A 13,477-nucleotide genomic window follows, 5' to 3' on the forward strand; every position below is an offset into this window, starting at 1 on the left:
ATAAAAAAGGCCGCTCGGAAGCGGCCTTTTTCAGAAGTGTTAGGCGCGGCTGCGCTTGCGCCCCTGGTAGCCGCCGCCCCGGTTGTCGGTGCGATTTTCGGCGCGGTTGTCGTTGCCAAAACGGACCGGGCCGCGGTTCTCGCCTTGCTTCGCAGCAGTACGAGCCTGGCCGGCCGGCTTGCGGTGTTCGCTACGGGCCGGACGGCCTTCGCCATTCGGTGCACCGTCGCGCGGACCGAACTGCTTCTTGCCGCCACGGAAGTCCGAGGTGCTGGCGAGATCGCTGTCTGCTTCGGCACGTGGTGCATCTTCGCCACGACGCTGGCCGCGGAAATCCTCGTTGCGGCGCTGGTCGCGCTGCGGACGATCACCTTGCGGACGACCGCCATTGCGGTTTTCCTGGCGCTGCGGGCGGGCACCGGCTTCTGCCGATGCACCTTCCGCGCCCTCTGCCGCAAAGAACGGCTTGCGGGCCGGACGTTCGCGACGCTGCGGACGGCCCTCGCCTTCACCACGGCCGGCACCCTGGCGCGCGTTTCCGCCGCCACGGTTTCCGCCGCGAGCCTTGTTGCCACCGCGATTGTTGTTGCCGCGAACCGGACGGCTCAGGGCTTCCGGACGCTCGCCAGAGGCGGTCGTCACTTCGATGCCCATCAGCTTTTCGATGTCGCGCAGCAGCAGCGTTTCATCCGGTGCGCAGAAGGCGATCGCAACACCTTCACGACCCGCACGCGCGGTGCGCCCGATCCGGTGGACGTAGGCGTCCGGCACTTCCGGCAGGTCGTAGTTGAAGACATGCGTCACGCCGGGAATGTCGATGCCGCGGGCGGCAACGTCGGTTGCCACGAGAACACGGATGTCGCCATCACGGAAGGCCTTGAGTGCGCGTTCGCGCTGGCCCTGGCTCTTGTTGCCGTGGATGGAGGCGACCTTGAACTCGACCTGCTCGAGATGCTTGTAGAGCTTTTCGGCGGTGTGCTTGGTGCGCAGGAAGACGATGGCGCGGCCATCCGGATTGGCCTTCAGCGTATCCTTGAGCAGTTGCGTCTTGTCGTTCTTGCCGGCAACGAAGTGGACATACTGCTCGATCTTGTCGGCAGCCTTGCCCGGAGGCGTCACTTCGATCTTCACCGGATCCGTGAGGAATTCAGATGCCAGATCGGCAATCGCCTTCGGCATGGTGGCCGAAAACAGCATGGTCTGGCGGCGCTTCGGCACGATCTTGGCGATCTTGCGCAGGTCATGCACGAAGCCGAGGTCGAGCATCTGGTCGGCTTCGTCGAGCACGAGGTAACGCACGGTCGTGAGGCCGATGGCGCGGCGGCTGATCAGGTCAAGCAGGCGGCCGGGCGTGGCCACCAGGATGTCGGTGCCCTTTTCCAGCTGCAGCTGCTGCTTGTTGATCGATACGCCGCCGACAACGAGGTTGACCTTCAGCGGGCGGCCCTTGATGTAATTCTTGAGGTTCGCAGCGATCTGGTTCACCAGTTCGCGCGTCGGCGCCAGGATCAGCGAGCGGGTGGTGCGGTTGTCGGGGCGGATGTTGTCGGCGAGCAGGCGCTCAACCAGCGGCAGGCCGAATGCGGCGGTCTTGCCGGTGCCGGTCTGGGCGAGGCCGATCAGGTCGCGGCCTTCGAGCAGCAGCGGAATGGCCTGTGCCTGGATAGGGGTCGGTGTTTCGATGCCAAGCGCGGTCAGCGTGGCGACAATCTGCTTGGAAACGCCAAGCGATTCGAAATTCGTCAAGTCAAATACCTTTCGGGGCGCCATGAGACGACACGCCGGACATGCTTGTCCCAGCGTCTTGGACGTCTCTGGCGTCAAGAACCCCGCGTGAAATGGGAACTTGCAGTTGGAAAAACTTTCCAGCGCGTAAACCCTCGCGTTGAGGGCGATCTATCTGTGCGCCTTGTTCCTTCTTCGCGATAATACTCTGGACGCGGGGCAGCTCACGCGGCGGCCGGAAGGTGAAAGCTGATCGGCATTTGGTGTCAAAGCGGGCGAATGTCAAGCGATTGTTTTGTCGCACCCGGTGCGGCGGGCGGCTGGTCGCACCTGTCTTTGACGCGAAAGAGCCCGCAGGGCGGTCGCGCTGCGGGCTCTCCAGATGCTGGTGGTCGTCTGCTCAGTATCGGGCGCAAACGCGGGCGCGGTAGGCTTCGCCCCACTCGTTCTCCACCCACTCGTAGTGGCAGCGCGGTGCATATTCGGCGCGGTAATAGACGCGCGGCGGCGGTGGTGGCGCGTATTCATATTCCGGCTCGACATAGACCGGCCGCTGCGATCCGGCGATGATGGCGCCGCCGATGAGGCCACCGGCAAGCCCCGCGGCAACGCCGGGCAGGATATTGTTGTGATGGTGGTGGCGGTCGCGAGCCTGGGCAGCCGGGGCGGTTGCGGCAAGGGCGCCCGCAACGGACAGAGCTACCAGACCGGACGTTATCGTCTTCTTGAAGCGGGACATGATCTTTTCCTTTCCCCTGACGTTCAAAGGGTAACCGGAATAACGCTCTTGAAACGCGGCAGTTTCATGGAAGAAAAACAGGAGTAGTCTGAACAGCTGTTCAGCTAATTGAGCGCGAAATCGCAGTATCCGCGTCCATGCCCTCGCACCGTTCCACATTATGGCTGAAATGTAGCAGGCGGCCGGCAACTTTGCGGCGGGTGTCGAAGGCGACCAAGTGCCTCTTTTTGACCCAGGCAAGGCCGGGATTGCAAGTATTCAGGCTACGCGCGCAACGCCTTGTTAACCTTACTGGTGTTTTTATCGCTTGTCGTGCTGAAGCGCGATGGCCGTATGAGGGAGCGGGCACGTGGAGACCGATAGCGAACTGTTGAGGAAAGCGTGCGCGCGCATCAGCGACCTGCACGAGCCGGCCTTCATCAAGGACAGCGCGCTCTCCTATGTCGCCGTCAACGACGCCTATGCACGCCTCTTCGGTGTTGAGCCTTCCGAACTCATCGGCAAGGTCAGCCGCGGTCTTTACGGTTCGTCAGAGGATGCGGACCGCAAGGAGAAGGAGTGTCGCGCAATCGTCTTCGGCGGTGAGGAGACCGCCTACTGTTTTGATCGCTCCGGCGCCATCGCCCAGGAAATCCGGATCGAACGCTTCCTGACGGAAGACGACCATACCTATCTGTTCGGCTTCTGCGCGCCGGCGAACGGCTTCAGTGGCGGCGAGATCCTCGCTCCGTTTGAAGATGTTGAGCCGCAGCCCGGACCGGCCATGTCGGTCACCTCGCAGGTGCAGAAGGTTCTTCTCGATGATGCGCTGGACATGCTCGAAATGGGCATCGGCATCTATGACAAGAACGACACGCTGATCTACTCCAACTCGCAGTTGATCGATTATTTCAATGCGATCTCGGTCGACATCGCGCCGGGCGCGACGCTGCCGGAACTCCTCGGCCATGCCTATGACCGCCGCAAGCGCGAACGACCGGATGTCGACCTGCCGCCAAAGGACGTCTGGCTCGAAGAGCGGATGAGGCCTTTCCGCGTTCCCTATTCGGAAAGCGTCAACCAGGTGGCCGACGGGCGCTGGATGCGCAGCCTCAACAAACGGCTTGAAAACGGCCTGCTGATCGCGATCCGCCACGACGTGACGGATTTCAAGGAGCAGGAGATCCATCTCCGTACGCAGATCGATGAAACCAACCTCTACCGCGCCGTGCTGGAGGACCTGCCGGTGCCGGTCTTCGTGCGCGACAGCGAGCATCGGCTGACCTACGCGAACGCCGCTTATGAAGCGATGCTCGGCAGCCCGCGCGATGAGTTCCTCGGCAAGACCGAGACGGAAATGTTCCCGGATGCGGCCGAGCGCTACCGCGCTGAAAACGACCGCGTTTTCCAGGGAGAGGCGATCGACAAGTCGGAGGACATCACCTTCCCGGACGGCACCGTCGTGCCGGTCATCTCGCGTCTGCGCCGCGTGACCGTCAATGACGGCAGCCACCACATGGTTGGCTCGCGCATGGACGTCTCGCTCATCAAGGAGGCCCAGAACAAGGCGGAGAAGATCAGCCAGGACCTGCAGACGATCCTGCATGCGCTGCCGGTCGGCACCGCCATCCTCGATGCCGACTTCAACTTCGAATACGCCAATCCGTCCTTCTACGGGTTCTGGGATGCGGGCGAACAGTTCGACTTGCCGGGACGCGCCTATCGCGACTTCCTGAAAGTCAACTTCAACCACGGGATCTATTCTGACACGGAGCAGAGCTTCGACGAGATCTACAACCGCCGCATCGCCGCGCTCACCGACGACAACGCGCACGAGCCGATCGAGGTCAAGAGCCGCAACGGCCGCAATATCCTGATCTCCGGCACCAAGCTATCCGGCGGAAAGATCCTGCTGAGCTACATGGATGTCACGGCGCTACGGCGCGGTGAACAACAGGTCCATGAGGCGCGGGTGGCGCTCGAGCAGCATGGCGCGCTGATGCGCGACGCGACGAGCGCGATGTCGCAGGGCCTGCTCATCCTGCACGATGGCGAGATCATTTTCTCCAACGATGCGCTCGCGGGCATGCTGGAAATCCCGCAGGAGATGGTGACGATCGGCGCGCAGTGGCGCGACATCTTCCGTTTTTCCGCCAAGCGCGGTGACTTCGGCACGCCGGAGGAAGCGGTCGCCACCCTTCGAACCTGGGAAGAAAGCGTCCTCGGCGGCAAGCCGGTGCATGCTTCCTTCCGGATCGGCACCGACAAGTGGATACAGGTCGAGGCGAACATCACCGGCAGCGACCATTGGCTGGCGATCTTCACCGACGTCACCGAGATGAAGAATCGCGAGGAGGAACTGACCCGCCTCCTGCAGCGGGCGGAAGCCGCCGATCGTGCCAAGTCGGAGTTCCTGGCCAACATGAGCCATGAGATCCGCACCCCGATGAACGGCGTGCTGGGCATGGCGGAACTGCTGGCAAAATCCAACCTCGATACCCGCCAGAAGACCTTCATCGATATCATCGTGAAGTCTGGCAACGCGCTGCTCACGATCATCAACGACATCCTCGACTTCTCCAAGATCGATGCCGGCCAGATGAAGCTGCGCAAGGCGCCGTTCGATCCGGTCGAGGCGATCGAGGATGTGGCGACGCTCCTGTCGTCGTCCGCCTCGGAAAAGGACATCGAACTCATCGTTCGCGGCGACGCATCGGTGCGCGAAACCGTGATGGGTGATGCCGGCCGCTTCCGCCAGATCATCACCAACCTCGTTGGCAATGCCGTCAAGTTCACCGAAAAGGGCTATGTCTTCATCGACCTGATGTCGAAGCCGATCGGTGAAGGCGAAATGATGCTGACGGTGCGTATCGAGGATACCGGCCTTGGCATCCCGGACGAGAAGCTGAAGGCCGTGTTCGAGAAGTTCTCGCAGGTTGACACCTCGTCGACGCGCCGACACGAAGGCACCGGCCTTGGCCTCGCCATCACCTCCGGCCTTACCGAACTGTTCGGCGGCCGCATCGAGGTGGAAAGCGAGCTTGGCCGTGGCTCCGTCTTCACCGTCCATCTGCCGTTCCAGATCGTCAGCGAGCGCAACAGCCAGCGGGCACTGCCGATCAACACGAGCGGCGCGCGTATCCTTGTGGTGGACGACAACCCGGTCAACCGCCGCATCCTCACCGAACAGCTGTCCATGTGGGGCTTTGATTGCGTCGCGGCAGAAGGCGGCGCGGAAGGCCTCGCCATCATGCAGGAATGCGCCCGCATCGATGTCGCGGTGGATGCGATCGTGCTCGACTACCACATGCCGGAAATGAACGGACTGGATTTCGCCCGCCACCTTCGGCGCGATCCGCGCTTTGACGGCTGCGGCGTGATCTTCCTCACCTCCATGGACATGGCGGGCGATGACAGCATGTTCGCGTCGCTGAACATCCAGGCGCATCTGATGAAGCCGGCGCGAGCCAACCTGCTGCGCAGCACGATCATCGACGTGGTGCGCGCGATCCGCACCAAGCGCAGAGCGAACGAGAACCAGAACCTCTTGACCCAGTTGCAGCGGGCAGGGGGCATTGCACCAAGCGTTCAGGCTCCGGGACCCGCGTCGGTTGCTTCCGGAACGCCTGCCCTGCAGGTGGTTGCCTCCGCTTCTCCGGTCGAGCCGGTGCGGTCTTCGACGCCTGCGATGCAGGCAACGCCCGGTCTTGACGTGCTTGTTGCAGAAGACAACGAGGTGAACCAGATCGTCTTCACGCAGATCCTGCAGACGACCGGCTGGCTGTTCCAGATCGTCCAGAACGGTGCCGAGGCCGTCGAGGCGTGGCAGAAGCATGATCCGGCGGTCATCATCATGGATGTGTCCATGCCGGTGATGAACGGCCACCAGGCGACGCAGAAGATCCGCGAGATCGAGCGCCAGACCGGCACACATACGCCGATCATCGGCGTCACGGCGCATGCGCTGGAAAGCGATCGCGAGCTTTGCCTACAGGTCGGGATGGATGATTACCTGTCAAAGCCGATCAGCCCCGAGGCGCTTGAAAGCAAGATCCGCGAGTGGGTCGATGGCGCGGTCGTGTCTTCGGCGCAGTGATCTGCCGGTTTTCGTGACTTCTGCTGGAACAACAAAACGTTAGAAGCGTTGGATGCAGAAGAGGTTTTAGTGTTTTGCGGTCGACCTCATTATATTAGAAAGTTCTGCACAAGCTTCGATGTCTAACATCGAGTAACGGCAGAGGCGGGAGCTGGGACAGTCGCCTGCATAGTGAGGACAACATGATTCAGCAGGGTGAGGCTCCGGCACAAGCACCGCTCGCTCCCGACGATCTCGAGTTGCTGGAAAAGTTTCTGGTCGCCTGGTGCGAAGAAAATGGCGTCGACCGTCGGGACGAAGCCGCGGCCGATGTCGCGTCGGCACTGATAGACTGGTACCGGCTGGATCCGAAGTTTGGCAAGCGGCTGAAGCCGACGCCCGACGAGGACCTTCCGAAGTCACCGGAAATCCAGATCCTGCTCCAGAAGATGGCCTAGATCGCCAAGTTTCAAGATGCAGGAACATCGGGAGTGGTTGTCAGTTCGATCGTTGCCAACCAACGAGGACAAGGCCCCGATGAAGAAGCTCATTGCGACGACAATTGTATCTCTAATGATGGGCGGAGGCGCCTTTGCCCAGTCCGGCAGTGATGGCGGCGCCGCTGCATCCAGCAACCCGGTGATGAACGGCCCGACTGATCCCACGGCTGCGGCACCCGGTGCGCCGGGCAAGCTCGATCCGAATGCCACCGGCAGCACATCCAGCACTGCCAACCCGTCGGCAGATTGCTCGTCGCACATGAGCGCGAACACGCAAGGCGACGCGAGCAATTCTCACCAGATGCACGGCAACCCGAACTGCACGCAGTAACCCTTGAGCCGTAGCCTTCCGGGCTAGTCCTGCTGTGTGGTCACTTCCTTGCGGCCGCACAGCATTTCGCGTTTTCCGGCAAAGCCCGGGCGGCGCTCGACGGTGAAACCTGCTGCCTGCAGGTTGCGGCGCACGAAGCCCGCGGTTGCATAGGTGCCAAACGTGCCTTGTAGCGCGGTCTTCTCGAAAACCGCCTGCATCAACTCCTGCGACCACATCGCCGGATTGCGCGAGGGCGCAAAGCCATCGAGGAACCACCCGTCAACGCCCGGCTCCGCGGCCGAGACGCCCTCGAGCGCCGGTCCGCAAACGACGGTAAGGCGTGTCTGCGCGTCCAGGTCGATGACGACATGGCCCTTGGGATCATCCGGCCAGGCGGCGGTGAGCGCCTGACGCTCCGCATCGATCTGAGGCCAGCGGGCGAGCGCCCGGTCGATCTCGCCGCGTTGCATCGGGTAAAGCTCGAAGGACGTGAAATGCAGATGTGCGCCGGGCTTCCGGTGGATCTTCCACTGCCGCCATGTCTCGCAGAAATTCAGCCCGGTGCCGAAACCAAGTTCACCGATCCTGAAGTCTCCACCCGGTGACCAGCGGTCAGGCAGGCCATTGCCGGCGAGGAAGGTATGCTCGCATTCGAGCCGCCCGTCGGTCTGGCAATAAAAATGATCGCCAAACTCGCGCGAATACGGCATATCGCCATCATTCCAATCCAGCGTCTGGCTTTCAGGCATTTGGCCGCTTGTCGCGGCATTCTCAGGATGACGATCGTTCATGTCACACGCGGATAATCCTGCCGGTGGTGCGGGTCAATCAATTCATGGCCGGCAATCCGCTGCGCTGCCGGCTTCTGCCGATCTCGTCATCCTCGGTGGCGGCATCATGGGCCTGTGGGCCGCGGTGAAGGCCGAGATGCTTGGGCTCGACACCCTGCTGGTCGATGCTGGTGAACTCGGGCGGGGAGCAAGCGGCGGCCTCTTGGGCGCGCTCATGCCGCACATGCCGGACAAGTGGAACGACAAGAAGCAATTCCAGTTCGACGCGCTGCTGTCGCTCGAGGATGAGATTGCCGAGATCGAGGCGGCAACAGGCCTTTCCTGCGGTTATCGCCGCTCGGGGCGCCTCATCCCGCTGCCGAAGCCGCATCTGCGGGTGATCGCGGATCGCCACTCCAAAGATGCCGAAACGTGCTGGAACCAGCGCGGCCGCCGCTTCCACTGGCATGTGCTGGATCGGCCGTTCCGGACCGGCTGGCCGGCCGCATCCTTTGCCGAGGCAGGCGTCGTCCACGACACGCTGGCGGCGCGCGTCTCGCCACGTGCTCTCTGCGCCGCACTCGCGGCTTTCCTGCGCGCCGCCCGGCATGTGACGGTGGTCGAGAATATCGAGGCGGAACGCATCGAACCGGAGGGCAACCGCGTGGTCTTCGCCAACGGCGATAGCACTGCTTTTGGCCACTGCATCATCGCGGCCGGGTGGCGTTCCTTTCCGCTTCTCCAGGCGATCTCGGCCCCGTTGCGACAGCCGGTCGGCATGCCGGTCAAAGGGCAGGCGGCGCTTCTGAAGGCCGAGATCGATCCCACGCTGCCGGTGATCTTCCTCAACGGGCTTTATGTCGTGCCGCATGAAGACGGCTATGTCGCCATCGGCAGCACCAGCGAGGACAGTTTCGAGGACGCGTTTTCGACCGATGCCCAGCTTGAGGCCTTGATCGCTCGAGCCCGCGCGCTGGTGCCGGAACTTGGCACCGCATCCGTGGTGGAACGCTGGGCGGGCTTGCGTCCGAAGGCGGTGGATCGCGACCCGATGGTCGGACCGCATCCGGACCATCCGCGTGTCATCGCGCTTACCGGCGGGTTCAAGGTGAGCTTCGGGCTTGCCCACCGGCTTGCGGATGCGGCGCTCGCCACCGTTATGTCACGTGATCCGAGGCTTCCCGCCTCCTTCACACTCGCCAGCCATCTCCTTGCCGCCTCGCGCCCGGATGCTCGCACGACAAAACAGGCCTGACGCTTCGACATTCATGCCGGTGCAAAACCGAAGCCGTGGCCTCGTGAGCTGATCTTTCCATCTCGACAGTGCCGGAACGGGTGCGCTACCGTCCGTCGACGTGTTGAAGGTGAGTGATGCAGGCAAAAGACTATCCGCGCGATCTTGTCGGCTACGGCCGCAACCCTCCCAATCCCCAATGGCCCAATGGTGCCAATATCGCGGTCCAGTTCGTGATCAACTACGAGGAAGGCGGCGAAAGCTCGATTCTCGATGGTGATCCGGCCTCCGAATCGCTGTTGTCGGAGATCGTTGGTGCCGCGCCATGGCCTGGCCAGCGAAACCTCAACATGGAGTCGATCTACGAATACGGCTCGCGCGCCGGCTTCTGGCGGCTCTGGCGGATGTTTACCGAACTCAAGGTGCAGACGACCGTCTATGGCGTGACGCTCGCCATGGCGCGCAACCCGGAAGCCGTAGCCGCCATGAAGGAAGCCGGCTGGGAGATCGCCAGCCACGGCTACCGCTGGCTCGAATACAAGGATTTCCCGGAAGAGCGGGAGCGCGAGCACATCCTGGAGGCCGTGCGCCTTCACACCGAGCTTGTCGGCGAGCGGCCCTATGGCATGTACCAGGGCAAGCCATCGACCAACACGCTGAAGCTCGTCATGGAAGAGGGCGGGTTCCTTTATTCCTCCGACAGCTATGCCGACGATCTTCCCTACTGGGTGCCCGGACTGGACGGAAAACCCTTCCTCATCATTCCCTACACGCTGGAAGCAAATGACATGCGGTTCGCGACGCCACAGGGCTTCAACGCCGGCGACCAGTTCTTCACCTATCTGAAGGACACGTTCGACACGCTTTACCGGGAAGGCCAGGAAGGTGCGCCGAAGATGATGTCGGTCGGCTTGCATTGTCGCCTCGTCGGTCGTCCCGGTCGTGCCGCCGCGCTGCGCCGCTTCATCGAATACGTGCTGTCGCACGACAAGGTCTGGATCCCGCAACGCATCGAGATCGCCCGCCATTGGCACCAGAATCATCGCCCGGCAGGTGCACCATGACTGCGCGCGCAGACTTCATAGAGCGGTTCGGTGGCGTCTTCGAGCACTCGCCCTTCATTGCCGAGCGCGCCTATGACGCTGGCCTGATCTTCGTGCCGCTCACGGCAAAGGGCGTGCACGACGCTCTCACCTCCATCTTCCGCCGGGCGAGTTATGCGGAGCGGCTTGGCGTGCTTCGCGCCCATCCGGATCTTGCCGGCAAACTGGCAATCGCCGGCGAGCTCACCGAAGAAAGCCGCAAGGAACAGGCTGGTGCCGGGCTGGATCGCCTGAGCCCGGACGAGCACGCTCGCTTCACCGAGCTCAATACCCATTACATGGCGAAGTTCGGCTTTCCCTTCATCATCGCCGTGAAGGGGCTGAACAAGGATGATATCTTGGCGGCCTTCGAAAAACGCATCCACAACAGCGTGGAAGACGAGTTCGCAACGGCCGCCGCCCAGGTTGAAAAGATTGCGCTTCTGCGCCTCACCGCATTGCTACCGGAGACATCCAAATGACCGAGACCAGCGACAACAGCCTGCCGGATTTCGCGAAGGGCTCGATCAACCTTGCATCTGCCCGGCTCGGCGCCAAGGGGCTGTATGCGACCGACGAGTTCTTTGCGCCGCTCGAGCGCATGCTGGCCGATGCGCCGGCAAGTTTCGATCCCGACCTTTATGACGACAACGGCAAGTACATGGACGGCTGGGAAAGCCGCCGCAAGCGCGTCGCCGGCCACGACTGGGCGATCGTCAAGCTCGCCATGCCGGGCCGCATTTTCGGTTTCGACGTCGACACCAGCTACTTCACCGGCAACTATCCGCCGCATTGCTCGATCGAGGCTGCCTTCATCGAAGAGGGTGACGCGATCGAATCCATCGAGTGGACCGAGATCCTCGACAAGTCTCCGCTCGGGCCCAGTGCCCACCACTTCTTCGACAACGCCGACAAGGACAAGGTCTGGACGCATCTGCGCCTCCACATCTACCCCGATGGTGGAATCGCGCGTCTTCGCGTTTATGGTTCGGCGCATTTCGACTGGTCGAAGGTCGGCGCAGACGAAGAGATCGACCTCGCCTATATCTTCCATGGCGCAAAGTCGCTCGCCTGGTCGGATGCCCATTATGGCCACCCGGACAAGATGCTGGGCCCGGGGCGCGGCATCAACATGGGCGATGGCTGGGAAACCAAGCGTCGCCGCGGGCCTGGCCACGACTGGGCGGTGATCCGGCTCGGCCATCCGGGCACGATCAAGCGCGTCACCGTCGACACCGCCTTCTTCAAGGGCAATTTCCCCGACACCTGCGAACTTCTGGGCGCATACCTGCCGGAGCTTGGCGATGAACTGTCGGAGGCGGAGATCGCAGCATCGGAAACCTGGAAGCCGATCCTGCCGCGCCAGAAGCTGCAGATGGACCACCAGCACGAATACGGCGCCGATGTCGTGGCTGATATCGGGCCGGTCACGCATGTGCGCTATGCCATGCATCCGGACGGCGGCACGATGCGGTTGAGGCTCTTCGGCACCAAGGCGTGACGCTTCCCGAAAGCCTGTCTCTCACCTATATTGCCGGCATCAGGAGTGATGCCGTCATGAGGCCATCTGAAGCTTTGGAGAAAAACCGGGACGCGATTCGCGAAGCCACGAAACGCTTCAACGCGGCAAACCCGCGCGTCTTCGGCTCCGTTGCGCGCGGCGAAGATGGCCCTGACAGTGACATCGATATCCTGGTGGACGCGCTTCCGGGATTGACCCTGTTTGATCTCGGCGGCCTGCAGAACGAACTGGAAAATATCCTCCAGAGGAAGGTCGATCTGGTGACCGACGGAGGTCTGCGGCCCTCGATGCGCCAACGCATCCTTTCGGAAGCCACCACGATATGAAGCTGGATCGCCTGAAGGAGGATCTGGACCAGATGCGGGCTGCGGCGATGGAGGCCCGCGAGTTTGTCGGTGAGATGACGATCGAGCAGTTCCTCAGCGACAGACGCACGCAGATGGCCGTGGCCATGTCGCTCGTGCTCACCGGGGAAGCTGCGTCCCGGATCGTCGCGCGGAATCCGGATTTTCCGGTGGAGCATCCTGACATCCCATGGACCAAGATGCGCGGCATGCGCAATCTGGCAGTACACGATTATTATCAGCTGGAGCTTCCGATCATCTTCGACACGGTCAGGATTGCCTTGCCGGATCTTCTGCAAAAACTCGACGCCCTTCATCACTGGCGTCCCCAGGGGGAGTAGTGAGTACTTATCTCGAAATAAAGCCGCTGACCAAGCAGGCCTTTGCTCCTTTCGGTGATGTCATCGAAGCCGATCCAGGCACGATGCGCCTTATCAATGGCGGCACCACCGAACGCTATCATGCGCTGGCCGAACCGGTTGTGGTCGGAGCACCAGAGCGGCTGATCTTCAGTATCTTTCGCGGCAGGCCGCGGCGATTTCCGTACACGATCGACATGATGGAGCGGCACCCCTACGGCAGCCAGAGTTTCATGCCGCTCTCCGGCCGCCCGTTTCTGGTTGCCGTCTCCGCCGACGAAGATGGACGCCCGGGCGTGCCGCAGGTCTTCCTGGCGCAAGCCGGCCGGGGCGTGAACTATTTCCCGAACGTCTGGCACCATCCGCTGATGGCGCTCGGCGAGGTCAGTGACTTCCTCGTCGTTGATCGCGATAACCCAGCCGCCAATCTCGAAGAAAAAACCTTCGATGCACCCTACATGATCATGGAGCCGCGCCTGTGACCGGACTGACCACCCACGTTCTTGATACTGCCAAGGGTACGCCTGCGCAGGGGCTGAAGATCGACCTCTACCGCCTGGAAGGCGAGGGGCGAGTTAAGGTGAAGACGGTGGTCACCAATGCCGACGGGCGCGTCGATGGCGGACCGATCCTCGCTGACGAGACCTTTATCGCCGGAGAATACGAGCTTGTCTTCCACGCGGGCGATTACCTGCGCGCCGGCGGCGTGACGCTCACCGAACCGGCCTTCCTTGATGTCATCCCGATCCGCTTCGGCATCTCGGACGTGACGGCGCACTACCATGTGCCGCTTCTGCTCTCGCCCTACGGTTATTCGACCTATCGCGGCAGTTGA

13 protein-coding genes and 1 pseudogene are annotated in these 13,477 nt (G+C 62.2%); 11 read left to right on the forward strand and 3 right to left on the reverse strand.

Features of this window, described 5'->3' with window-relative positions; translation table 11 throughout:
* Positions 1-39 precede the first annotated feature (39 nt).
* Both M0654_RS19745 and M0654_RS19750 read right to left on the reverse strand, forming a co-directional pair.
* A pseudogene (locus tag M0654_RS19745) lies at positions 40-1,789 on the reverse strand (DEAD/DEAH box helicase).
* A 336-nt stretch (positions 1,790-2,125) separates the two neighbouring features.
* Positions 2,126-2,464 (reverse strand): hypothetical protein, encoded by a 339-nt coding sequence (locus M0654_RS19750; protein ID WP_118850237.1) that lies wholly within the window; start codon positions 2,462-2,464, stop codon positions 2,126-2,128.
* A 349-nt stretch (positions 2,465-2,813) separates the two neighbouring features.
* Between M0654_RS19750 and M0654_RS19755 the strand changes: the two genes are divergently transcribed.
* The 3 genes from M0654_RS19755 (at position 2,814) to M0654_RS19765 (ending at position 7,349) form a co-directional block, all read left to right on the forward strand.
* Complete coding sequence (locus tag M0654_RS19755; protein ID WP_248684536.1) at positions 2,814-6,539, forward strand: PAS domain-containing hybrid sensor histidine kinase/response regulator; 3,726 nt, start codon at positions 2,814-2,816, stop codon at positions 6,537-6,539.
* Positions 6,540-6,721: 182 nt separating this feature from the next.
* Positions 6,722-6,976: a hypothetical protein gene (locus M0654_RS19760; RefSeq protein ID WP_118850235.1), complete on the forward strand. Its 255-nt coding sequence runs from the start codon at positions 6,722-6,724 to the stop codon at positions 6,974-6,976.
* 79 nt (positions 6,977-7,055) lie between these two features.
* A complete protein-coding gene (locus tag M0654_RS19765; protein WP_248684537.1) occupies positions 7,056-7,349 on the forward strand; it encodes a hypothetical protein in 294 nt (97 codons plus the stop codon).
* 23 nt (positions 7,350-7,372) lie between these two features.
* On the opposite strand, the gene mnmD is transcribed toward M0654_RS19765, so the two are convergent.
* Entirely contained in the window at positions 7,373-8,122 is a 750-nt protein-coding gene (mnmD, locus tag M0654_RS19770; protein ID WP_248684538.1) for a tRNA (5-methylaminomethyl-2-thiouridine)(34)-methyltransferase MnmD, read from the reverse strand.
* On the opposite strand from mnmD, the gene M0654_RS19775 reads away from it, so the two are divergent.
* From M0654_RS19775 to uraH, 8 genes are all read left to right on the forward strand, one after another.
* A complete protein-coding gene (locus M0654_RS19775) occupies positions 8,121-9,356 on the forward strand; it encodes an NAD(P)/FAD-dependent oxidoreductase (RefSeq protein WP_248684539.1) in 1,236 nt (411 codons plus the stop codon). The genes mnmD and M0654_RS19775 overlap by 2 nt on opposite strands.
* Positions 9,357-9,472: 116 nt before the next feature.
* Positions 9,473-10,399 carry an allantoinase PuuE gene (gene puuE, locus M0654_RS19780; RefSeq protein WP_248684540.1) on the forward strand — a complete coding sequence of 309 codons (927 nt, stop codon included), beginning with the start codon at positions 9,473-9,475 and terminating at the stop codon, positions 10,397-10,399.
* Complete coding sequence (uraD, locus tag M0654_RS19785) at positions 10,396-10,899, forward strand: 2-oxo-4-hydroxy-4-carboxy-5-ureidoimidazoline decarboxylase (RefSeq protein WP_248684541.1); 504 nt, start codon at positions 10,396-10,398, stop codon at positions 10,897-10,899. The genes puuE and uraD overlap by 4 nt, the downstream gene beginning before the upstream one ends.
* Positions 10,896-11,918: an allantoicase gene (alc, locus tag M0654_RS19790; protein ID WP_248684542.1), complete on the forward strand. Its 1,023-nt coding sequence runs from the start codon at positions 10,896-10,898 to the stop codon at positions 11,916-11,918. Before uraD ends, alc begins: the two co-directional genes overlap by 4 nt.
* A 56-nt stretch (positions 11,919-11,974) precedes the next feature.
* Positions 11,975-12,265 carry a nucleotidyltransferase family protein gene (locus M0654_RS19795; RefSeq protein ID WP_248684543.1) on the forward strand — a complete coding sequence of 97 codons (291 nt, stop codon included), beginning with the start codon at positions 11,975-11,977 and terminating at the stop codon, positions 12,263-12,265.
* Entirely contained in the window at positions 12,262-12,624 is a 363-nt protein-coding gene (locus M0654_RS19800) for a HepT-like ribonuclease domain-containing protein (protein ID WP_248684544.1), read from the forward strand. The genes M0654_RS19795 and M0654_RS19800 overlap by 4 nt, the downstream gene beginning before the upstream one ends.
* Positions 12,624-13,124, forward strand: coding sequence for an ureidoglycolate lyase (locus M0654_RS19805; protein WP_248684545.1), 501 nt, complete (start codon positions 12,624-12,626; stop codon positions 13,122-13,124). The genes M0654_RS19800 and M0654_RS19805 overlap by 1 nt, the downstream gene beginning before the upstream one ends.
* Positions 13,121-13,477: a hydroxyisourate hydrolase gene (uraH, locus tag M0654_RS19810; protein ID WP_118850227.1), complete on the forward strand. Its 357-nt coding sequence runs from the start codon at positions 13,121-13,123 to the stop codon at positions 13,475-13,477. The genes M0654_RS19805 and uraH overlap by 4 nt, the downstream gene beginning before the upstream one ends.

The organism is Neorhizobium turbinariae, assembly GCF_023223505.1.
Lineage (GTDB): Bacteria > Pseudomonadota > Alphaproteobacteria > Rhizobiales > Rhizobiaceae > Neorhizobium > Neorhizobium turbinariae.